Raw genomic sequence first — 21,254 nt, 5'->3', positions numbered from 1 at the left:
AAAGTTTACTGCTCCTGTTCCGGTTCACGCATATAGTACCCCACGCCACGTCTTGTAATAATCCACGTCGGGTGGCTTGGATTATCTTCTACTTTTTCTCGTAATCGACGTACAGTTACATCGACCGTTCTTACATCACCAAAATAATCATAGCCCCACACAGTCTGTAATAAGTGCTCACGCGTCATCACCTGACCGATATGCTTCGACAAATAGTGCAGCAGTTCAAACTCTCGGTGTGTCAATTCAATCGATTCTTCACGCTTTGTCACAAGATAAGCATCTGGGTGAATCGTTAGCGCTCCTACTTTTATAAGAGAATTTGGTGACGACTCTTTCTCAGGCTCCTGCTGACGACGACGCAAATTAGCCTTCACACGTGCAATCAGTTCTCTTGTGCTAAAGGGTTTTGTCACATAATCATCTGCACCAAGTTCAAGTCCTAGCACTTTATCAATTTCTGAATCCTTTGCCGTTAACATAATAATAGGCATTTCGTATTTTTTACGAACTTCACGGCAAACTTCCATGCCATCGCGCTGAGGTAACATGATATCTAAAAGAATCATATCAGGATTCTCTTCCTCCACTTTCGCAATGGCTTCATCGCCATCGTAAGCGCAAACAACTGTAAAGCCTTCCTTCTCTAAGTTAAATTGCAAAATATCCGCAATTGGTTTTTCATCATCTACAACAAGAATTTTCTTGTCCATTATGAACGCTCCTTCTTTGATATGACAATATCAATTTACCGTTGATATGAAACATGCATACTTTCATCTATTTTATCATATTATGTAGGTTTTATTACGATCTTCCCTACAGCTCTTCCCTTAACTTCTTGAAGAGAAACGCGATCCCTTTCGTACGGCGTCCCAAACACCTGGACAAAAGGTCAAAAAGAAACCTTCAGCTCTCACTGAAGGTTCATTTCTTTAGATAATCCATTGGATTCTCTAACTTACCATTTTTATATACTTCAAAGTGAAGATGGATTCCAGTCGAATCACCTGTTGTCCCCATCACACCGATTTTTTCACCCTTTTGCACGGTATCACCTACAGAAACAGAAATAGATGCTAGATGAGAGTAGGTCGTCTTCATTCCGTTATTATGACTGACAGTAACTTGGTTGCCATACCCACTTCTCTTACCTGCAGCTGTCACCTTACCATTATCAGCCGATCGAATGGTTTTATCCTTCACACCGGCAATGTCAATCCCTTTATGGAATGACCCCCAGCGCTCTCCCTGTTTACTAGTAATGGTACCTCCGACAGCTGGCCAGCCAAATGTACCCGTGCCCTTGGAGGAAATTTCCTTAGTTCCAATCACTACTTCTTTAGCAACTGGTTCCTTCGTTACTTCCTCTTTCACAACATCATTCTCAACTACCTCACCGTTCTCATATTCTTTAGAATAGGTTACAAGCTTCTTTCCTTTTTCTCCATCTCTCTTAACTTTTTCTTCATCTTTAAGGAGCTCACTGCTTTTTTTCTTAATCACTTTGTAGTCGATTTCTTCTGTTTTTTCCACTTCAATCGTTTCCAAGACAGTGGTGAACTTCTTTTGCTGAAGAACATTGAGCTGATCGCCTTTCTTGATTTCATCATCATTTGAAAGGTTATTTCGATCCAAAAGTTCTTCTTTCTCCATCTCAACTTCATCTGCAATTTCTTTCAGAGATTGTTTTTCGTCTACTTCATATTCCGTCTCTTCTTCATAACCATCTTGAAGTCGTGAAACCCCATTTTCTTTAGACATAATGTCTTTCGGATGGACTTCTACCTTTTCTATCGTAAAAGGAGTAGAAAAGTCAACGGCTTCAACCGGATGAAACGCTTCATTAGAATCTCCCATGCTTTTAACCGTCTTTTCAATTTCCTTTACTTTTTCATCAGATAGAAACGGTTTAGCGTATGTCCATAAAGCATCCATTGCTTCTTTTTCACTCGTAAACCGACCTACCTGTTCCCCATCAAATGAAAGCGAATACCCCTCACCAATAAACGAGATTTCCTCATCTAGTTGATCAAGAGCTTCCTTATTATCATAAGTTGGCTTAAAAAGTCGTTCCGTTACGACTTCCACATCATTCTCAACGGAGAGCTCAATACCTTCACTACTTTTTTCAGTCTTGAGTTCTTCAATGTTTTTATCTAACGCTGCTCGACTATCAATCGTGCCGATATTTTCTCCATCTATATAAACATGATAAACTGGTTTCATTAAATTATGAACAGACGCTCCAACTGGTTCGATCCAAAGAAGCGAACTGAAACTTGTAACAATAATGGAAAGCTGTAAAAAACGACGTACATTCATTCTTTTCATGCGACTTCCTCCCGAAATAGCTGAAACTATCTTTTTTACTCACGTTTCGCACTTTATCATAATTAGGAAGTCACATGGGTACAAGTACTCAACTTGTAATAAAAATGTAGTCTTTTCGTCACGATCGTGGCAAGTCATGGTAACATTCTGGAAGCTTCTTCATGGCTTTCCACCTAGACGACGAAGGGGGTATAATTACAGCGAAGCTTTTCTCAACAAAAAACGCATATCCCTCAAAGAGAGATATGCGATATATGTACGTTGTTAATTGAAAAATCATGGTGGCTCCGGACGGAATCGAACCGCCGACACGTGGATTTTCAGTCCACTGCTCTACCGACTGAGCTACAGAGCCATGTTTTACTAATTTTATATTCCGTTTAATAGATTAAATGGCGGTCTCGACGGGAATCGAACCCGCGATCTCCTGCGTGACAGGCAGGCATGTTAACCGCTACACCACGAGACCAAGTAGATATTGTTCACTTACGTTTGAGAGTAATCATACCAAGTTATGCATTTAGGTTGCCCCTGAAGGGACTCCGATAAAAATTTAACAAGGAAGATTAATCGACGCAGTTAAATTTTTGGTTGCACCATTGGTACTACCCTTAAATTCTAACATAGATGTAAATTCGACGTAGTCAGAATTTTAAATTGGTTGCGGGGGCAGGATTTGAACCTGCGACCTTTGGGTTATGAGCCCAACGAGCTACCGAACTGCTCCACCCCGCGACGATATAAGTGTCATTATTTTGCACATGCTTCATTATGCTGTGCACTGTTTCCTCTTCACTATGTAAAAAGAAAATGGTGAGCCATGAAGGACTCGAACCTTCGACCCTCTGATTAAAAGTCAGATGCTCTACCAACTGAGCTAATGGCTCGTCATAAATATCGTGTAACGACGACAAGATTTATCATATCATTGGAATTCATAAAAAGCAAGCAATCTTAAAAAGAAAATAAAAAAACAGTCATGGAGTAAGGTGATTCCATCTTACTTTACCCCTTTGCCTGTTTATTTAGTCGCTCTTTCATCATCTCACGAATTTCTTGTTTTCGACGATGACGTTTAATAGCAAAACGATTGACTTCTTGAAATATGAGAGAAGATTCCTGATCCGTCTTAAGGTGAAACTTCACCCCAAAAAACTGACTTGCTCTTGTATTTGGATCGTTAGGATCGTTCGGCTTCCCCCATACGACTTCACCTGTGATGCGAAAAGGCTCATCGTTTAACTTAATCGAAAACTCCATATTCGTATACATTGGTACTTCTAGATCTACTGAGAAACCAATACCTTCAAGTCCAATATCATGGATATAGATTTTATGATTGAATTCTGGCGCGACAGGTGATTCTTTTTCAATCACTCTCATTCTTGCAGCAAAAGGAACGTCCAGTTGCTGTCGAAAAACCTGCCTTTTATTACGACTCATATGCACACCTCATCAACGTTTACCGATTTTGATAGTTCAAGTTTATCATAAAAAGTGTTTTTCTGCAGAATTTTCCAACTTCTAAAGCTGTAAAAAAAGCTGACAGTTTTAAACTGCCAGCTCTGTTCATTAAGCAAACACGCCGCGGATCATATTAGTTTGATTACGATCTGGGCCAACTGAGAAGATCGACAATGGAATCCCAGTAAGTTGTGAAACTCGTTCAATATAGTGACGAGCATTAGGAGGGAGTTCACCTAAGTTGTTCACGCCTGTAATATCTTCTGTCCAGCCAGGCATCTCTTCATAAACAGGCTCACACTCAGCCAGTACTTTAAGGCTAGCAGGAAATTCTTCGATGATTTCACCTTTGTACTTATAAGCTGTACAGATCTTAAGCGTTTCAATTCCAGTCAATACATCAATTGAATTCAAAGAAAGGTCTGTAATACCGCTCACGCGACGTGCATGACGTACAACAACGCTATCAAACCAGCCAACTCGGCGAGGGCGTCCTGTTGTTGTTCCATATTCATTTCCTACCTCACGAATTTGATCTCCAACTTCGTCATGAAGCTCGGTAGGGAATGGGCCATCTCCAACTCTTGTTGTGTAAGCTTTAGAAACGCCAACCACATGATTGATTTTACTTGGTCCTACTCCAGAACCTATCGTAACGCCACCAGCAATTGGATTAGAAGATGTAACGAATGGATACGTCCCCTGGTCAATATCAAGCATAACTCCTTGAGCACCTTCAAAAAGTACGCGACGACCTTCATCAATGGCATCATTCAGCACCACGGAAGTATCCACGACGTATTTAGCGATCTGTTGACCATACTCGTAGTACTCCTCAAGAATATCTTCTTTTTTGAACCCTTCTACTTCATACATCTTTTCGAGAAGGCGGTTCTTATCTGTAAGGTTTCGTTCTAATTTTTCTTCAAAAACTTCACGGTCAAGTAGATCACAAATACGGATGCCAACTCGTGCTGCTTTATCCATATACGCTGGGCCAATCCCTTTTTTCGTCGTACCGATTTTATTAGCACCTTTGTATTCTTCCTCAACGACATCAAGCTTTAAGTGATATGGAAGAATGACGTGTGCACGATTGCTTATACGCAGGTTATCTGTATTGATATTACGTTCATGTAAGTATGATAGTTCTTCAAGAACGGCTTTTGGATCAACTACCATTCCATTTCCAATGACGCAGATTTTATCATCATAAAAAATCCCTGATGGAATCAAGTGAAGTTTGTACTTTGTATCATTAAATACAATGGTATGTCCTGCATTATTTCCACCCTGATAACGAGCGACAACTTCTGCATTTTCAGAAAGGTAATCTGTGATCTTTCCTTTACCTTCATCGCCCCACTGTGTACCTACCACAACTACTGATGGCATTTGAGCACCTCCAGATGCTTCCTTGAATTATTTGTCAGAAGCATACTACTTTTTTAAAAAACCCAGGCTAAGTGTACCAATTTGATCCTCACAAGTCAACAAACCCGAACAATTATATAGACAAAACTAAATATGTTCGTTATTTAGTTTTTAAATACATGCAATTAAACAAAGTATGCTCTCTTATTATGCGCATTATTTGTTTTCATAATATACTGCGAGATGCCCTGTCACGAATCTATAATCTATGGTCATACTCGTTTCAAGCAAAGAAAAAAGCCTCGAAATACGAGGCTTTTTAAGCACCTGGCGGCATGTCACCTTCTTCATGACGCCTCTCCAGATTAACGAATTTATTATATTCTTTTACAAATGCAAGCTCGACTGTCCCAACAGGCCCATTACGCTGCTTCGCAATAATAATTTCAATAATGTTTTTATTCTCCGATTCCTTATCGTAATAATCATCACGGTAGAGGAACGCAACAATATCGGCATCCTGCTCAATACTCCCAGATTCACGAATATCAGACATCATTGGTCTTTTATCCTGTCTCGACTCAACTCCACGTGAGAGCTGCGAGAGTGAAATAAGAGGGACTTCAAGTTCACGTGCAATTCCTTTTAGGGATCGTGATATTTCAGAAACTTCCTGTTGTCTGTTTTCTCCAGATCCATTTCCCCGAATCAACTGCATATAGTCAATCAGAATCATACCGAGCCCTTTTTCTTGCTTTAGTCGCCTGCACTTAGCTCGAATATCACCTACTCGAATACCAGGAGTATCATCGATATAAATACCGGCATTCGATAAACTTCCCATCGCCATCGTAAGCTTCTGCCAGTCATCACCTGTCAGACCACCTGTACGAAGACGTTGAGCATCAATGTTGCCTTCCGCACAAAGCATACGCATGACAAGCTGTTCTGCACCCATCTCAAGACTAAAGATGGCGACATTCTCATCCGTCTTCGTTGCAACGTTTTGCGCAATGTTAAGCGCAAATGCCGTCTTACCTACTGATGGTCGTGCCGCTACAATAATTAAATCATTTCGCTGGAAACCAGCCGTCATACGATCAAGCTCTGAGAACCCGGTAGGTATCCCTGTAATGTCTCCCGTATTGTTCTGAAGGGTTTCAATATTATCATAAGCTGTGACAAGAACATCTTTAATCGAAATAAAGGCTCCTGTATTTTTACGCTGAGAAACTTCCATAATCGACTTTTCAGCTTCTGAAAGAAGGTTTTCTATCTCGTTCTCTTTCGCATATCCATCAGAGGCGATATCCGTAGCTGCGCGGATCAATCTTCTTAAAATCGATTTCTCTTCTACAATTTTGGAATAGTACTCAACGTTTGCTGCGGTGGGTACCGAATTAGCCAGATCACTTAAATAAGATACTCCGCCGATTTCCTCAAGAATCTTAAGATCCTGAAGCTCTGATGTAACCGTGACAAGATCGACTGGTTCTCCTTTTTCAGAGAGGTCGATCATCACAGAGAATATCTTCTGATGTGCCGCTCGATAAAAGTCTTCTGGTTGTAGTACCTCTGTTGCTGTTGTGAGTGCATCGATTTCAAGAAAAACAGCACCGATTACCGCTTGTTCAGCTTCTATATTTTGAGGTGGCGTACGATCAGCAAATAAATCACTCATGTTGTTTTCCCCCTGAGCAGTTCGCTATTTTCCACCCGTCATCACCTACTATTGCTCGACCACATGTACTTTAACAGTTGCTGTTACATCATGGTGCAATTTAACGGGTACATTTGTGTAACCGAGGGAACGGATTGGTTCATCTAGTTCAATTTTACGTTTATCAACTTTAATATTATGCTTTTTCAGTTCTTCAGCTATATTTTTGCTTGTAATGGAACCGAAGAGGCGGCCGCCCTCACCAGATTTCGTTTCTAGTTCAACTTCAAGGCTTTCGATCTTCTCTTTCAACGCTTTCGCTTCATCAAGCTCTTCCTGAGCTTTTTTATCGTCACTACGCTGCTTTGCTTTTAATGTTTTCATATTTGCATTATTTGCTTCTAGAGCAAGATTATTCTTAAGCAGGTGGTTACGAGCATATCCGTCCGCTACATTTTTCACTTCACCTTTTTTGCCTTTACCTTTTACATCTTCTAAGAAAATCACTTTCATGATTCATCTTCGCTCCCTTCCAAATAGTTATCGATTGTTTCCTTAAGCAATTCCTCTGCCTCTTCAATTGACCCTGAGTCAATTTGTGTAGCCGCATTTGTTAAATGTCCGCCGCCATTTAGGCCTTCCATAATTATCTGGACATTCACTTCCCCAAGCGACCTGGCACTAATGCTAATTTTACCATCATTTCGTTTCGAAATAACGAAAGAAGCAATCACGCCGCTCATCGATAAAAGCGTATCAGCAGCTTGCGCAATCAGAACTTGGTCATAAGTCTGATCTTTTTCACCAAGCGCAATGGCAATCCCACTTCGGTAAATATGAGATTTCTCTATGATTTTGGCTCTTCTAATATACTGCGCAATGTCTTCTCGAAGAAATTCTTGAACGAGGACAGTATCAGCACCATGTGCTCTTAAATAAGAAGCTGCATCAAACGTTCTAGAACCGGTTCTAAGCGTGAAGCTTTTTGTATCCACGATAATACCGGCCAAAAGAGCTGTCGCTTCCATGATGTCCATTTTAAGCCGTTTAGGCTGATATTCAAAGAGTTCGGTCACAAGCTCAGCTGTGGAAGAAGCATAAGGTTCCATATAAACAAGAACAGGATCTTCAATAAACTCTTCTCCACGTCTATGGTGATCAATAACAACGACGTGATCAAGCTTTTGTAAAAGTCGCTCCTCCATCACTAGGGAAGGTTTATGCGTATCTACCACAACTAACAGTGTATTTGGCGTACAATTCTCAAGCGCATCTTCAGGATCAATAAAACGAGCCCAAAGCTGTTCATTCCCCTCAATCTCTTCGATTAATCTTGAGACACCGCTTGTACGTTGATTTTGATCAAAAACGATTGACCCTTCTTTTCCATTAGCCTGTGCTACTTTAAGAATACCAATGGAAGCCCCAATAGAATCCATATCAGGGTTCTTATGCCCCATAATAATGACTTGATCACTATCAAGCACAAGCTCTCGTAAAGCATGGGAAATGACTCGCGCCCTTACCCGTGTTCGTTTTTCAATTGGATTCGTCTTTCCACCATAAAATTTCACTTTTCCTGTTGTCTGCTTAATGGCAACTTGATCACCACCGCGACCAAGAGCTAAATCAAGACTAGATTGAGCTAACTGTCCAAGTTCGGTTAGCGTACTATGTCCACTTCCAATTCCAATACTTAAGGTGATTGAAATATTCTCTTTAGAAGTCGCCTCACGCACTTCATCAAGAATCGAAAATTTATTTTTTTCTAAATCCTGAAGAATCTTCTGGTTTAAAACAGCGAAGAACTTTTCAGATGAACTACGCTTTAAGAAAATCCCCTGTTCGTCTGCCCAGTTATTTAGAATTGATGTGACAGAGCTGTTTAAATTACTACGCACCTGATCACCAAGTCCCTGGGTGACTTCTTCATAATTATCAAGGTAGACAATTCCAACAACCGTTTTTTCTTCATTATAAAGACGCTGAATTTCTACTTTTTCACTTACATCAAAGAAATATAGCAGCCTTTCTTCTTGCTTAAAATACGTTTTGTACTTTCGATCTTGAATCGTTAGAATTTCTTCATTCGCCTCTGATTTTAGAAAGGGAATAATTTGTTCGGAAATATCATTTAAAGAAAGTCCAATTAATTGTTCTTTCTCCATCATGATGGGCAAATAAGGATTTGTCCATTCGATATGATATTCCTCATCATACAGCAATATCCCAAATGGCATCTCCATCAAAGCCTCGTCTCCAACTTTTTTCACCCGATGAGATAGAGTGGAAACATAGTCTCTGAGAGCAGCTTGAAATAAAGACTCTGCACGAATCGCTGTATAAACAAGAAGCGTCATGACCACTACGCTCCCAATTCCTAATATCCAGTTGTAATAGGTGATGATGCCGATAAACAGGATGGAAATGACGAACAAGGCTACCACATGATAACCATGCCACCGTTTCGTTAAAAACTTTGGCATACTTTCAGCTCCTACCTATGATTTCATTCTCCTTCGCAATTCGAAACCAAGATCAATGATTCCAAGAATAACAACAAATGATGTTAACGCGAAGCCAAGAACCGTTAACAGAATTGGCACGATGATGGGCCATCCTTTTTGATGGCTAAAAAAGTAAATAACTGCAAGCCCCTGTACAAATATCAGAGCATTGAGTATCGCGTACACATTAATGGCTGCAACAAAAACAGCCGATCCTTCTTCTAATCCTACCATCATAACAATAGTAACAACTAAATAATACCATAAAAAACTCTTTGGAAATGTCCATTCTCGGATTGGCGGAAAGACAGGTGGATGAAAATGGCCTACTCTCTTTAAGATTGGGCCTGAAAGAAGCTGAGAAATAAGGGCAATCACAACACCCATCAGCACAAGACCTGTTGGAATTAAATAACGTAGCAAACCAATTTGTTCTTTAAGCTGATTAAATTGACTTGTATCCTGCCCTAAAGAACGATAGATTGATTCTGCTTGTTGAAAAGATTGGTTCATCATTTCAACGACAAGATCAGCTGGATTTTGACCAATCACTAGGATACTTGATACAAAAGCAACTAAGAGGCCAATGATATACGCTAAGCCGCTTCCCACAAGAACGGCCAGAGCAGACTTCCGAATAGAATATAAATACCCCGCAGTTAAACCTCCTAGGCCTACCGTAAAGGTAAGTACGAGAGAAGGAAGACCTGCCGTTAAAACTCCTAGAACAAGTGTAACAGCCCACATGACGAGCCCACTCTTCACCCCATTACGAATAACCATTAATATAAACGGAATAGGAAGAGCCCAAATCGTTAATGAACCTAAAAGCGGTACATAAATCGTAATCACAAACAATACAGCAAACACGGCCGCAAGCGCAGCCCCTTCAACTAACTGCCTAACAGTCTGATTCTTCAATAGTCTTCTCCTTTGTGTAAAGCGGAAGTGACCGGCTAGGCTCGACAAGCACTGGAACCTTTTCATTTGAACACGCTCTTTGTGTTCAGAGGAAAAGGTGAAGTGATCGAGAGACTGGTCACTGCAGCTGAATCGTGTAAAGCGGAGCGGTCCTGCTTAAACCCGCAGGATGTTGGAGCCCATGAGATTGAGAGGCCTTTTGTCTCATTCGATTGGGCGAAACAGCCGAAGGATTTGGCCCGCGCAGCTAGATCAGTAAAGCGGAAATAACCGATTAGACCCCATATTTATCAGTATACACATGTATTTTATCAACCTGCTTAGTTGAAATACAAAAAACGGGTCGAAATCCCCTTACTACATTGTAAGAATTTCTGCCCGTTTCAGCAAATGTTTCATTAATTTGAATAGTAAGCATTAAGAAAAGGCTGTATAATAAAACAGCCTTTTATGTATTACATAAGAGAGAGCGTCTCTTCCTTCTTACTATTCATTTCATTTTGGAGCCACTCTACTAATTGCATAGAAGCTTCCTGTGCATCTTCACCGTCCGCAATAAGAAGAATTGAATCATTTTCTTTCACGGTAAGATTAAACGTAATGACGCTTGTTAAATTCTTTCCGTTGATGCTATGACCATTCCGATAGAGGGATACGTGACTATGAAACGTTTTTGCTTTTTTAACAAATGCCATAAGAGAATTCATAGTAAGCTGTGCCGTAAGCGTTATTGTTGAAGTTTCAACATTCATTATTGTGGTTCCTCCTTACAGGATTCTTGTAAAGGTTGTATTCCCTCTTTCTGTAGGAGAGTAAACCACTTATTCTAAAATGTCGTTAACCTCATAGAATAACTTTGTTTTGTATAGAAAAAAGCAGTAGGACATCATCCTACTGCTTTTCTTATTTACTCACCAAGTACGTATGGTAGTAAAGCCATTTGACGAGCACGTTTAACCGCGCGAGTCAATTGACGTTGGTATTTAGCGCTAGTACCTGTTACACGACGTGGAAGAATTTTTCCACGCTCAGATACGAAGCGTTTAAGAAGATCTACATCTTTATAGTCGATGTAAGTGATTTTGTTTACTGTGAAGAAACAAACCTTTTTACGACGACCTCTGCGTCCACCTGGTCTTGCCATGGGTAGTTACCTCCTTTGCATTTAAAATTCGTTCTCTGTATTCACCGCTCGAAACAGAGAGTATTAGAACGGCAAGTCATCATCTGAAATGTCGATCGGCTTGCCATCGCTCGCAAACGGGTCATCTCCAAAATTGGAGTGATCACGGTTGTTATCACGATTTTGGTTCTGATTCCCGTAACCGCCGGTTTCTCTGTTTTGGTTGCCGCCACCGTAGTTGCTACTGTTGCCGCTTCCGCCACTGCCCTGGTTTGCACCTTTAGGCTCGAGAAATTGGACGCTTTCAGCCATCACTTCTGTCACAAACACACGCTGTCCCTGGCTATTATCATAAGAACGAGTCTGAACTCGTCCATCTACACCAGCAAGGCTGCCCTTTTTCAAGAAATTGGCTGCATTTTCTGCCTGTCTGCGCCATACTACAATGTTGATAAAATCAGCTTCGCGGTCTCCCTGCTGATTCGTAAACGGGCGATTCACAGCTAGTGTGAAGTTCGCAACCGCTACGCCACTAGGGGTATAACGCAATTCAGGGTCTTTTGTTAAACGTCCAACTAATACGACGCGATTCAGCATCAGAACCCCTCCTATTTATAAAACAATTACTTTTTAGCTTCTTCTAGGTTGATCGTCATGAAACGAAGAACATCGTCGTTGATTTTCATCAAACGGCTGAATTCATCAATCGCTTCAGTATTACTGTTAATGTTAAGAAGCATGTAGATCCCGCTGTTGAAATTCTCGATTTCATAAGCAAGACGCTTCTTACCCATTTCTTTCGTTTCATTAATTTCCGCACCATTGTCAGTAAGGATGTTGTTAAAACGCTCAACAAGAGCTTTCTGTGCATCCTCTTCAATGTTTGGACGGATAATGTACATAATTTCGTAGTTACGCATTCCGTTCACCTCCTTTTGGTCTAACGGCTCTTAACTGGAATTAAGAGCAAGGAGTAAGTATACAAAGATAATTACTCACAGCTTTAGATTATACCAAATTAGTTCTCTCTTAGCAAGTTCGATTTCAATCTTATACATTAAAGCGGAAGTGAATGACGTCTCCGTCTTTCACAATATACTCTTTACCTTCAAGACGAACTTTACCTTTTTCCTTTGCAGCAGCCATTGTGCCCGCTGCAACTAGATCATCATAAGCTACGATTTCTGCGCGGATAAAGCCACGTTCGAAGTCTGTATGGATAATGCCGGCTGCCTGCGGAGCTTTCATACCAAGACGGAATGTCCACGCGCGAACTTCTTGCTCACCAGCTGTGAAGTAGGTAGCTAATCCAAGAAGATCATAGGAAGCACGGATTAATTTATTCAAGCCTGGCTCAGAGATTCCAATGTCCTCAAGAAATGCATCTTTTTCTTCGCCATCAAGCTCAGCCAGTTCAGATTCAATCTTCGCACAAACCACAATTACTTCAGCGCCTTCTTTTGCAGCATACTCCCGCACTTTAGCGACGTATTCGTTATCTGATGGATCAAGTAGATCATCCTCATCAACGTTAGCTACGTAAAGAACAGGCTTTTTCGTTAATAGGTGATAGCCGTAAACAATTTTCTCTTCTTCTTCCGTTAGCTCTACGCTTCTAGCAGGCTGCTCTTCTTCGAATGCTTCCTTAAGCTTTGTAAGGACATTAAACTCCGCCAACGCTTCTTTATCTTTTTGCTTCGCCATTTTTTGAACGCGAGCAATACGTTTATCAACGGATTCAAGATCAGCAAGAACAAGCTCAAGATTAATTGTTTCAATATCAGAAATTGGATCTACTTTACCAGAAACGTGGGTAATATTTTCATCATCAAAACAGCGAACAACTTGAGAGATCGCATCCACTTGACGAATGTGAGAAAGAAATTTATTTCCTAGACCTTCTCCTTTACTTGCGCCTTTAACAATCCCAGCAATATCCGTAAATTCAAAAGCTGTTGGTACAGTTTTCTTTGGATTTACGAGTTCTGTCAGCTTTTGAAGACGCTCATCTGGAACTTCTACAATTCCCACGTTCGGATCAATTGTACAGAACGGGTAGTTTGCTGACTCTGCTCCTGCCTGTGTAATTGCGTTAAATAACGTTGACTTCCCAACATTCGGAAGTCCTACAATACCGGTGGTTAATGCCATCTCGGTCACTCCTTTAAATTGCCTTAAAAGGCGATTTTTATAAAAAGACGGCTATATGAGCCATTTCTAGACTTTTTTCATCATTCTAGTAATCAAACGACATACCCTATCAATTATAGAGATGACAACGTAAAAAAACAAGCGCTCACCATTCCGCTATAAGTAAAATGACCGCCCGAAATGGACGGTCAAGATTCTGCGTGCTCAAGCACTTTCTTTAACTTTTTGGAGAACTCTTTTCTTGGAAGCATCACACTATGATCACATCCAAGACATTTGATTCGAATATCTGCTCCCATTCGAATCACTTTCCAACGATTTTCCCCACATGGATGAGCTTTCTTCATTTCAACAACATCGTTTAAGCCAAATTCTTTATCAGACACAAGGATTCCCCCTCTATGCTTTTTCTTTCACTTCACCTTGCTCGTCACGCTGATACATGACAACACGCGGGAATGGTATTTCAATACCACTTTCATCAAGACGTTGCTTCACTGCTTTACGAATTTCCCTTCCGATTACCCAATGCTCCATTGGCTGTACTTCAGAGATGATACGAAGAACTACTTCCGAGGCGCCAAGATTCTGTACCCCTAGATATTCCGGCTTCACAATCATTGCTTCGAATTTCTCGTAAAGCTCGTCCAATAATTCAATAATCACTTCTTCAGCTTCTTGAATTTGCTCTTCGTATGCAATGCTCACGTCTACTACAGCAATACTATTATGGATAGAATAGTTCGTCACTTGATTTATATTACCATTCGGTAAAATATGAAGTTCTCCTGTCCAGCTTTTAATCTTTGTCACGCGTAGTCCAATTTCTTCAACAAAGCCTTCCACTCCAGAGATACGCACATAATCCCCAACGGAAAACTGTTTCTCAAAAATAATAAAGAAACCTGTAATAACATCCCGAACAAGGTTCTGGGCTCCAAAACCAACAGCTAAACCGACGACACCAGCTCCAGCAATTAGCGTTCGTACATCCACATCAAACTCACTCAAAATCATCACAAGTGCAATAAAATAAGTGACGTAGGTTAAAATATTTTCAATTAAACGGATGAGCGTTGCTTCTCTCCGTTCAGATAACCGAAGTGGACTTTTCAGACGGATCGCAAAAATTTGGGCTAGGGCCGATTTTGCGATCCGAAGAAAGATCCACGTTCCGATAATGATGGCAAGGATCGTAAATCCTCTTTTGATTACATTCCCCCAAAGATCACGATTGGATAAATAGTCGTACCCAGAATGCCACATCGCCTCGAACCAATCCAAGCATCATCCCTCCCAGTTTTTAGTGTTATGATAACAAATCATACCGTTTTAGAACTGGGAAAATCAAGATAGATGCCAAAATATAAAGATTGAGCACACCATAGAGAGGGTATAAAAAAGCAACCAACGTTGAAAAACCAAACGACGTAAATGGAATCATCATCAATACGATAAGAAACGCTACAAGCCATAATGGTAGTCCAAGAAAACCTCGAAATCTTGAAGTAAGCCCAAAAACACCGCTAACCGCCGTTGTATAAATCGCTAACCATAATAAAACGGACATAATTAAAATCATATAATAAGGATAACTTTTCAATATTGCAAATAGTGGAATTTCATATAGTAGTAAATCATGAGCAACTTGTATTAACGATTGATTATAGAGAAACGAAACCCCTCCAAGAATAACCCCACTTCCAACACTCGCAATCCAAATTTCTCCTCGATGCTTAATTTGGTGGCCAACGGCCGAAAGAACTGCAACGAGCGGGAGAATATTAAGCGCCGTAAATGTAAATGCAGCCGGCCAATTTGACTGTTTTGTCCAATTAAAAAGGATTGCTGAAGGATTAGCATAGATAAACAGCGTCAGAACAGACAGTAGTAAAATAATAAGTAGAGGAAGAATGAAGGCATTCATGGATAACATGCCATTGATATCCCAAAAAAACAAGATAACGACAAGCAAGGCGAGAATGCCAATTCCAGACCAATACGGCAGATGCACCACTTCCATCGTCGCACCGCCACCTGCCAACATCACAATCGTTGTCGTAAATAAATACAAGATTATTAATAAATCATAGATACCGGTAAGTCTTTTCCCAACAAGTCGCTCCAAAATCGGAATATAGTGAGTAGATTTCGTTTCGTAACTAATTTTCATAATCACGAAACAACAAATGGAGAACATCATCGTAAACAACATAATAGCCAGTACACTTTCATGCCCAAAAAACTGCCACAGCTCTCGTCCTGAAGCATAACCAGCGCCGATCATCGTTCCTAATATAAGAAACAGCCATTTCAATCCACCGCTTAACATGGCATTCCCTCCCTGGCCTACTCGTTATACGATCGAAGTGAAATACATCGCAAAAATCATCTTGTATGTATAGATCACGTCAGATTTCCGTATACTGTTACTACTATTACAAAGGAGAGAATCCTATGAATCTTCGAGACAAGTTTTTTCAAAAAAAGCCTGCTGCGTATCGAATCCATCATGAGGATACTCTGGCTATAAAAACGCTTAGTGAGAAACTTTCCTCACTTTTACCAGCACGAAGAACGGATTCAATCGTTATTGTTTGTATTGGAACAGATCGTTCAACAGGAGACGCACTTGGTCCACTCGTAGGTACTAAATTAGAACAGCTACAACCAAAAGCGACAGTCTACGGTACGCTTGAATCACCTGTTCATGCTGTCAATTTAAATGAGGTTATGGAATCAATTGCTAAAGCTCATGCCCGCCCGTTTATCATTGGAATTGATGCTTGTCTCGGACGTCTTCATTCGGTTGGTATTATAACGGCGGGAGAAGGTCCAGTTAAGCCGGGAGCGGGGGTTAAAAAAGAACTACCTGAAGTAGGAAACATTCATTTAACAGGTATTGTGAATGTAAGTGGCTTCATGGAATACTTTGTTCTTCAAAATACACGATTAAATCTTGTTATGAAAATGGCAGATGTGATGGCCGTCAGCCTTCATGAGTCAATTGAAGCTTATGGAAGAGACATTCCGTTTGAAAAGAATAATGCATCCAATTGGGGGGATGATTTGGTTCAACTTCCCTAGCAATGAATAAAAGCTCATGTTCCGGCTACCTGGCCAAAACATGAGCTTTTTGATATCTATTTAATTAATAAATAGCGGGAAAGAGAGTCATAGCAGCGACAAGAATAGCGGCAATCAATAAAGCAGGTAGGAAGTTAGCTACTCGAATATGTATGATACCAAGTAAATTCAAGCCAATCGCCATAATCATAATGCCTCCCGCTGAAGTCACTTCTGCAATAAACGCATCGAGGAGCACTTGAGGCACAAGTTGATTAATTTGAGAAGCAAATAAAGCAATCACGCCTTGATAAATCATAACTGGAATAGCTGAAAACAACACCCCATATCCAAGCGTCGCTGTAAACATAATCGCTGTAAAGCCATCAATCAGTGATTTCGTAAATAGAATGGAGTGATCATTTCGAAGGCCACTATCGAGTGCACCAAGAATCGCCATTGCACCTACAACGTAAACAAGGGTAGCGGTTACAAAAGCCTGGGAAACGCTTCCTTCTGAGGAAGCACCCGTTTTCTTCTCAATCCACCTACCTAATGTTGCGAGTTTCCCTTCAAGATCCCAGTATTCTCCAAGCATACCACCAAGAACAAGGCTACCAATGACGATAAGAAATTGTTCACTTTTCATCGCCATTTGAAGACCAATCACGGTAATGACGAGAGCAAGTCCTTGCATGATCGTCGTTTTCGTTCTGTCTGGAATTCGTCTACTAAATGTTCCGATTAAAGTACCAACCACAATGGCTACTCCATTTACAACTGTACCTAAAAACACCATTCCCTACATCTCCTCAGCCGAAGTACCCCTCAACAATTTCTTCTATTGCTTCGATTACTTTATGAACCTCATCTTCTGTATTATATGGCCCTACACTTAAACGAACTGCTCCCGTACTGCTCGTGCCAATCGTTTCGTGACCAAGCGGCGTACAATGCAATCCTGCTCTTACCGCTATTTGATAATGCTGATCAAGAATAATAGCAATTTCCTGGGCATCAATTCCCTCTATCGTAAAAGGAATGACGCCAAGTCGTTCAGCGGGACCATAAACGAAAACATACTCAATTTGTTTCAAACCATTGATCAACATCTCTGTTAACTTCTGTTCATGCTTTCTTATTTCAAGCAGACCCATCTTTTTTACAGCGCCTAGACCAGCTAATAACCCTGCAATACCAGGCGTATTTAATGTACCGCTCTCAAGACGTTCCGGTAGTTGATCCGGCTGACCAATTAATTCTGAGCTACTCCCCGTTCCGCCATGGTACAGAGGATTTAGCTCCATTCCTTCGCCCACAATAAGCACACCTGTCCCTTGAGGACCTAGCAAACCTTTATGACCGGGAAAGGCTAACAAATCAATGCCCATTTCCCTCATGTGGATAGGGAGTATACCAGCGGTTTGAGAAGCATCTACTAAAAATGTAATTCCTTTTTGTTTTGCTAACTCTCCAATAACATCAATAGGCACAATGTTGCCAGTTAAATTTGATCCGTGTGACACGATGATCATTTTAGTATTTGGTTGAATCGCTTGGCGAAATGCTTCCCTATCAAAATCCTCCGCTTCCCCTATGTTTAAGTAATCAACTTCAATTCCGATAGCTTTTTTCATGTATTCTAGGGGACGGCGCACAGAGTTATGTTCATACGAGGTTGTTAGAACATGGTCCCCTTCTGCAAATTCAAACCCTTTAATCGCTTGATTTAGTGCCGCAGTGGCATTAGTGGTAAAGCAAACGCGTTCAGGATAGTCGAATCCGAAAAAGTCCGCTAGCTGTTCACGTGTTTGGATAATTGTGTCATTGGCACGGCGAGATAAAGCGTGGCCGCCGCGACCTGGGTTTGCTCCATACTCCGTCATCACCTCTGTCATTGCCTGGACGACTTCCTGTGGTTTAGGAAATGATGATGCCGCTTGATCAAAATATATCACGTTACCACCCCATCACGTTTCGTTAAAATAAGAGCATGAACTAAGCTCATGCTCTTATTCCTTACTTTCTTCTAATACATCTAAAATACGATTAAGATCTTCCTCTGAGAAAAATTCAATTTCAATTTTCCCTTTTTTCTTTGATCGTTTAATTGAAACAGATGTTCCAAACTTCTCACGAAGAGAACTTTCTTTTTCTTTTAAGAACGGATCAGATTTTTCATTTTTCTTTGTTTCACGTGAAACGTTTTGATTTAACTGTGTAATTAACTTTTCAAGCTGTCGAACGTTTAATTTCTCTTCCAATGCTCGATCGGCTAGCGTTTTTCGAGCTTCTTTTTTCTTTAATGCCAGAATCGCACGCCCGTGTCCCATTGAAAGCTTTCCTTCAGAAATATACTCCTGCACTTCTGATGGTAATTGCAACAAACGCAAAAAATTTGCCAGATGTGGCCTGCTTTTTCCAAGGCGCTGAGCTAACTCTTCTTGCGTGACATCCGTTTCGTTCATTAATTTTTGATAGGCTAGCGCTTCTTCAATTGGATTTAAATTTTCACGTTGCAGATTTTCAATTAATGCAATTTCCATCATTTTTCGATCCGTTAACTTTTTCACAACAGCAGGAATTGTTGTAAGACCTGCTTCTTTTGAAGCACGATATCTCCGTTCTCCAACAACAATTTCATACCCCTTAATACTCTGTCGAACGATTAATGGCTGAAGAACACCGAAAGTTTCAATCGAAGCGCGCAATTCTTCAATGGCTTCATTACTAAACTTCTTCCTCGGTTGATAAGGATTAGGACGAAGTTCATTGATTGGTATTTCTTTCACTACCTCGTCCTCATTTTGGGAAGGGAAAAAGGCGTTAATCCCCTTACCCAAACCACGATTAGCCATTGTCTAACACTTCCTTTGCAAGTTCTAAATAAGTTTCAGCTCCTCGAGATTTTGGATCATATACTATGACTGGCTTGCCATGACTTGGCGCCTCACTCAACCGTACATTCCTAGGAATAATCACTCGATACACTTTTTCTTGAAAGTATTTCTTAACCTCTTCAATCACTTGGATCCCAAGATTTGTCCTGGCATCAAGCATCGTTAAAAGAACTCCTTCGATTTTCAATTCTGTATTTAAATGCTTTTGGACAAGTCGAACTGTGTTCAGTAGCTGACTCAGCCCTTCGAGTGCATAGTACTCACACTGCACAGGGATAAGCACTGCATTTGCCGCAGTTAAAGCGTTTATGGTTAATAGTCCTAATGATGGAGGACAATCTATTATAATATAATCATACTTTTTTTCAACTTTATTGAGAGCCCGCTTCAATCTTACTTCCCGGGAAATGGTTGGAACTAGCTCAATTTCCGCACCTGCAAGCTGAATTGTGGAAGGAATTACATGCAAATTCTCGACAATCGTTTCCTGTATAACTTCTCCCGCTTCCACATCATCAACAAGAACATTGTAAACGCACGTTTCAACATCCCCTTTTTCGATGCCAACACCGCTTGTTGCATTGCCCTGAGGATCAATATCTACAAGTAAAACTTTCTTTCCTAGATAAGCAAGACATGCGCTCATATTCACTGAAGTTGTCGTCTTTCCAACTCCGCCTTTTTGATTCGCGATCGCCACAATATTCGCCAACCTGCCACCCCACTCTCATTCACAACAGTACTCTCTTTAGTTTATCATGTTTCCAATTATCTGGATCCTTTTTTCAATTGTCGTCCACTTTCTCTCTACAACTTGGAATCACATTTTTGTTAATAAAAAACTCATCCGAGTGGATGAGTTTACTTCTTTTTCGGTATGCGAATGGTAAATTGATAGTATTCATCGTGGTCTTCTTCATCTGTATCAATCATTAAACCAGTTTCTGTCACCATATCAAGGGATTGGCGAATGGTATTGACGGCCAATCTCATATCTTTACTAACCGATTTTTTTCTCGGCTTAGGTTTTTGGACAGTGCCTTCTAACATACGGGCTACTCGTTCTTCCGTCTGCTTAACATTCCACTGTCGTTCAAGAACCTCACTAAGAACTTTTACCTGATTATCAGGATTTTTTAATGGAATTAATGCTCGAGCATGCCTCTCCGTAATTTTCTTCTGCAAGAGGGCTTGCTGGATCGGTTCAGGCAACTTTAATAATCTTAGCTTATTCGCTATCGTTGATTGCCCTTTACCAAGTCGCTGAGCAAGACTTTCCTGTGTTAAATCATGTAGCTCAATCAGCTGAGCATAAGCCATCGCTTCTTCAACAGCTGTTAATTCCTCGCGCTGCAAGTTTTCAATCAATGCAATTGAAGCGGTTTGAGAATCATTAAATTCCTTCACGATTGCAGGAATTCGTTCCCATCCAAGCTTCTTGACTGCTCTCCAGCGCCTTTCCCCGGCAATAATTTCATACTTGCCTTCACGTTCTCTAACCACGATCGGCTGAATAACTCCATGAGTCTTTATTGTCTGAGATAGTTCAGCAATTCTCTCATCTATAAAAATTGTTCGAGGTTGGAAACGGTTCGGAATAATATCCTCAACAAGAAGCTGCTTCACTTCCTCTTGTTCAATTTCCATCGTCTCGCTTTTTTCATCGTTCAAACCGAAAAGACGTGAAAACGTATGCTTCATCGCCTAACACCACCTTTAATCGACTCCTTAACTGATTCGCTGCCTGAAAACAA

The 21,254-nt window shown here is 40.7% G+C and carries 22 protein-coding genes and 4 tRNA genes; 1 reads left to right on the top strand and 25 read right to left on the bottom strand.

Annotation, left to right across the window (positions count from 1 at the left end):
- Positions 1 to 5: 5 nt before the first annotated feature.
- From yycF to LC090_RS00115, 20 genes are all read right to left on the bottom strand, one after another.
- Positions 6 to 713: a response regulator YycF gene (yycF, locus tag LC090_RS00210; RefSeq protein ID WP_098445599.1), complete on the bottom strand. Its 708-nt coding sequence runs from the start codon at positions 711 to 713 to the stop codon at positions 6 to 8.
- Positions 714 to 927: 214 nt separating this feature from the next.
- Positions 928 to 2,334 (bottom strand): M23 family metallopeptidase, encoded by a 1,407-nt coding sequence (locus tag LC090_RS00205; protein WP_226654147.1) that lies wholly within the window; start codon positions 2,332 to 2,334, stop codon positions 928 to 930.
- A gap of 279 nt (positions 2,335 to 2,613) precedes the next feature.
- Positions 2,614 to 2,689 (bottom strand) — tRNA-Phe (locus LC090_RS00200).
- Positions 2,690 to 2,727: 38 nt separating this feature from the next.
- Positions 2,728 to 2,803: transfer RNA gene (locus LC090_RS00195), tRNA-Asp, on the bottom strand.
- A 189-nt stretch (positions 2,804 to 2,992) separates the two neighbouring features.
- Positions 2,993 to 3,069 (bottom strand) — tRNA-Met (locus tag LC090_RS00190).
- Positions 3,070 to 3,145: 76 nt separating this feature from the next.
- A tRNA-Lys gene (locus tag LC090_RS00185) sits at positions 3,146 to 3,221 on the bottom strand.
- Between the two features lie 118 nt (positions 3,222 to 3,339).
- Positions 3,340 to 3,777 carry a PilZ domain-containing protein gene (locus LC090_RS00180; RefSeq protein ID WP_226654144.1) on the bottom strand — a complete coding sequence of 146 codons (438 nt, stop codon included), beginning with the start codon at positions 3,775 to 3,777 and terminating at the stop codon, positions 3,340 to 3,342.
- 129 nt (positions 3,778 to 3,906) lie between these two features.
- Entirely contained in the window at positions 3,907 to 5,193 is a 1,287-nt protein-coding gene (locus tag LC090_RS00175) for an adenylosuccinate synthase (protein ID WP_224591199.1), read from the bottom strand.
- Positions 5,194 to 5,491: 298 nt separating this feature from the next.
- Entirely contained in the window at positions 5,492 to 6,853 is a 1,362-nt protein-coding gene (dnaB, locus tag LC090_RS00170; protein ID WP_226654142.1) for a replicative DNA helicase, read from the bottom strand.
- A 48-nt stretch (positions 6,854 to 6,901) separates the two neighbouring features.
- Positions 6,902 to 7,345, bottom strand: coding sequence for a 50S ribosomal protein L9 (gene rplI, locus LC090_RS00165; protein WP_226654139.1), 444 nt, complete (start codon positions 7,343 to 7,345; stop codon positions 6,902 to 6,904).
- On the bottom strand, positions 7,342 to 9,318 hold the full coding sequence (locus LC090_RS00160; protein WP_226654137.1) for a DHH family phosphoesterase: 1,977 nt from the start codon (positions 9,316 to 9,318) through the stop codon (positions 7,342 to 7,344). Before LC090_RS00160 ends, rplI begins: the two co-directional genes overlap by 4 nt.
- A 15-nt stretch (positions 9,319 to 9,333) precedes the next feature.
- On the bottom strand, positions 9,334 to 10,260 hold the full coding sequence (locus tag LC090_RS00155) for a YybS family protein (protein ID WP_226654135.1): 927 nt from the start codon (positions 10,258 to 10,260) through the stop codon (positions 9,334 to 9,336).
- 455 nt (positions 10,261 to 10,715) lie between these two features.
- Complete coding sequence (locus LC090_RS00150) at positions 10,716 to 11,012, bottom strand: HPr family phosphocarrier protein (protein WP_226654132.1); 297 nt, start codon at positions 11,010 to 11,012, stop codon at positions 10,716 to 10,718.
- A gap of 155 nt (positions 11,013 to 11,167) precedes the next feature.
- A complete protein-coding gene (gene rpsR / locus LC090_RS00145; RefSeq protein ID WP_098445608.1) occupies positions 11,168 to 11,404 on the bottom strand; it encodes a 30S ribosomal protein S18 in 237 nt (78 codons plus the stop codon).
- Between the two features lie 63 nt (positions 11,405 to 11,467).
- Complete coding sequence (ssb, locus tag LC090_RS00140) at positions 11,468 to 11,980, bottom strand: single-stranded DNA-binding protein (protein ID WP_226654130.1); 513 nt, start codon at positions 11,978 to 11,980, stop codon at positions 11,468 to 11,470.
- 26 nt (positions 11,981 to 12,006) lie between these two features.
- Positions 12,007 to 12,303, bottom strand: coding sequence for a 30S ribosomal protein S6 (gene rpsF, locus LC090_RS00135; RefSeq protein WP_224591209.1), 297 nt, complete (start codon positions 12,301 to 12,303; stop codon positions 12,007 to 12,009).
- A 130-nt stretch (positions 12,304 to 12,433) separates the two neighbouring features.
- Positions 12,434 to 13,534 carry a redox-regulated ATPase YchF gene (gene ychF, locus LC090_RS00130; RefSeq protein ID WP_224591210.1) on the bottom strand — a complete coding sequence of 367 codons (1,101 nt, stop codon included), beginning with the start codon at positions 13,532 to 13,534 and terminating at the stop codon, positions 12,434 to 12,436.
- 188 nt (positions 13,535 to 13,722) lie between these two features.
- A complete protein-coding gene (locus LC090_RS00125; protein ID WP_098445611.1) occupies positions 13,723 to 13,920 on the bottom strand; it encodes a DUF951 domain-containing protein in 198 nt (65 codons plus the stop codon).
- A gap of 13 nt (positions 13,921 to 13,933) precedes the next feature.
- Positions 13,934 to 14,800, bottom strand: a complete 867-nt coding sequence (locus LC090_RS00120) for a mechanosensitive ion channel family protein (protein ID WP_425590616.1) — start codon at positions 14,798 to 14,800, stop codon at positions 13,934 to 13,936.
- Positions 14,801 to 14,843: 43 nt separating this feature from the next.
- A complete protein-coding gene (locus LC090_RS00115) occupies positions 14,844 to 15,866 on the bottom strand; it encodes a YkvI family membrane protein (protein WP_226654126.1) in 1,023 nt (340 codons plus the stop codon).
- A gap of 125 nt (positions 15,867 to 15,991) precedes the next feature.
- Here LC090_RS00115 and yyaC point away from each other — a divergent pair, with 125 nt between their 5' ends.
- Positions 15,992 to 16,621: a spore protease YyaC gene (yyaC, locus tag LC090_RS00110; protein ID WP_226654124.1), complete on the top strand. Its 630-nt coding sequence runs from the start codon at positions 15,992 to 15,994 to the stop codon at positions 16,619 to 16,621.
- 64 nt (positions 16,622 to 16,685) lie between these two features.
- Here yyaC and LC090_RS00105 read toward each other — a convergent pair whose 3' ends face one another.
- The 5 genes from LC090_RS00105 to noc all read right to left on the bottom strand — a co-directional run bounded on the left by LC090_RS00105 (position 16,686) and on the right by noc (position 21,201).
- Positions 16,686 to 17,399 carry a DUF554 domain-containing protein gene (locus LC090_RS00105; protein WP_226654122.1) on the bottom strand — a complete coding sequence of 238 codons (714 nt, stop codon included), beginning with the start codon at positions 17,397 to 17,399 and terminating at the stop codon, positions 16,686 to 16,688.
- Positions 17,400 to 17,412: 13 nt separating this feature from the next.
- Entirely contained in the window at positions 17,413 to 18,558 is a 1,146-nt protein-coding gene (locus LC090_RS00100) for an aminotransferase class V-fold PLP-dependent enzyme (protein WP_226654121.1), read from the bottom strand.
- Positions 18,559 to 18,612: 54 nt separating this feature from the next.
- On the bottom strand, positions 18,613 to 19,458 hold the full coding sequence (locus LC090_RS00095) for a ParB/RepB/Spo0J family partition protein (protein ID WP_226654120.1): 846 nt from the start codon (positions 19,456 to 19,458) through the stop codon (positions 18,613 to 18,615).
- Positions 19,451 to 20,212 (bottom strand): ParA family protein, encoded by a 762-nt coding sequence (locus LC090_RS00090; protein ID WP_226654119.1) that lies wholly within the window; start codon positions 20,210 to 20,212, stop codon positions 19,451 to 19,453. Before LC090_RS00090 ends, LC090_RS00095 begins: the two co-directional genes overlap by 8 nt.
- A gap of 149 nt (positions 20,213 to 20,361) precedes the next feature.
- Positions 20,362 to 21,201, bottom strand: a complete 840-nt coding sequence (gene noc / locus LC090_RS00085; protein WP_226654118.1) for a nucleoid occlusion protein — start codon at positions 21,199 to 21,201, stop codon at positions 20,362 to 20,364.
- Between the last annotated feature and the right edge of the window lie 53 nt (positions 21,202 to 21,254).

The sequence above is a fragment of the Guptibacillus hwajinpoensis genome (genome assembly GCF_020524165.1).
Classification (GTDB): domain Bacteria; phylum Bacillota; class Bacilli; order Bacillales; family Guptibacillaceae; genus Guptibacillus; species Guptibacillus hwajinpoensis_D.
This window is presented reverse-complemented; position numbering and strand designations above follow the sequence as displayed.

Excerpts from the sequence above, each read along its gene's own strand:
- yycF (WP_098445599.1), bottom strand. The coding sequence starts at position 713 with ATGGACAAGAAAATTCTTGTTGTAGATGATGAAAAACCAATTGCGGAT.
- LC090_RS00205 (WP_226654147.1), bottom strand. The coding sequence starts at position 2,334 with ATGAAAAGAATGAATGTACGTCGTTTTTTACAGCTTTCCATTATTGTT.
- LC090_RS00180 (WP_226654144.1), bottom strand. The coding sequence starts at position 3,777 with ATGAGTCGTAATAAAAGGCAGGTTTTTCGACAGCAACTGGACGTTCCT.
- LC090_RS00175 (WP_224591199.1), bottom strand. The coding sequence starts at position 5,193 with ATGCCATCAGTAGTTGTGGTAGGTACACAGTGGGGCGATGAAGGTAAA.
- dnaB (WP_226654142.1), bottom strand. The coding sequence starts at position 6,853 with ATGAGTGATTTATTTGCTGATCGTACGCCACCTCAAAATATAGAAGCT.
- rplI (WP_226654139.1), bottom strand. The coding sequence starts at position 7,345 with ATGAAAGTGATTTTCTTAGAAGATGTAAAAGGTAAAGGCAAAAAAGGT.
- LC090_RS00160 (WP_226654137.1), bottom strand. The coding sequence starts at position 9,318 with ATGCCAAAGTTTTTAACGAAACGGTGGCATGGTTATCATGTGGTAGCC.
- LC090_RS00150 (WP_226654132.1), bottom strand. The coding sequence starts at position 11,012 with ATGAATGTTGAAACTTCAACAATAACGCTTACGGCACAGCTTACTATG.
- rpsR (WP_098445608.1), bottom strand. The coding sequence starts at position 11,404 with ATGGCAAGACCAGGTGGACGCAGAGGTCGTCGTAAAAAGGTTTGTTTC.
- ssb (WP_226654130.1), bottom strand. The coding sequence starts at position 11,980 with ATGCTGAATCGCGTCGTATTAGTTGGACGTTTAACAAAAGACCCTGAA.
- rpsF (WP_224591209.1), bottom strand. The coding sequence starts at position 12,303 with ATGCGTAACTACGAAATTATGTACATTATCCGTCCAAACATTGAAGAG.
- ychF (WP_224591210.1), bottom strand. The coding sequence starts at position 13,534 with ATGGCATTAACCACCGGTATTGTAGGACTTCCGAATGTTGGGAAGTCA.
- LC090_RS00120 (WP_425590616.1), bottom strand. The coding sequence starts at position 14,800 with ATGTGGCATTCTGGGTACGACTATTTATCCAATCGTGATCTTTGGGGG.
- LC090_RS00115 (WP_226654126.1), bottom strand. The coding sequence starts at position 15,866 with ATGTTAAGCGGTGGATTGAAATGGCTGTTTCTTATATTAGGAACGATG.
- yyaC (WP_226654124.1), top strand. The coding sequence starts at position 15,992 with ATGAATCTTCGAGACAAGTTTTTTCAAAAAAAGCCTGCTGCGTATCGA.
- LC090_RS00105 (WP_226654122.1), bottom strand. The coding sequence starts at position 17,399 with ATGGTGTTTTTAGGTACAGTTGTAAATGGAGTAGCCATTGTGGTTGGT.
- LC090_RS00095 (WP_226654120.1), bottom strand. The coding sequence starts at position 19,458 with ATGGCTAATCGTGGTTTGGGTAAGGGGATTAACGCCTTTTTCCCTTCC.
- noc (WP_226654118.1), bottom strand. The coding sequence starts at position 21,201 with ATGAAGCATACGTTTTCACGTCTTTTCGGTTTGAACGATGAAAAAAGC.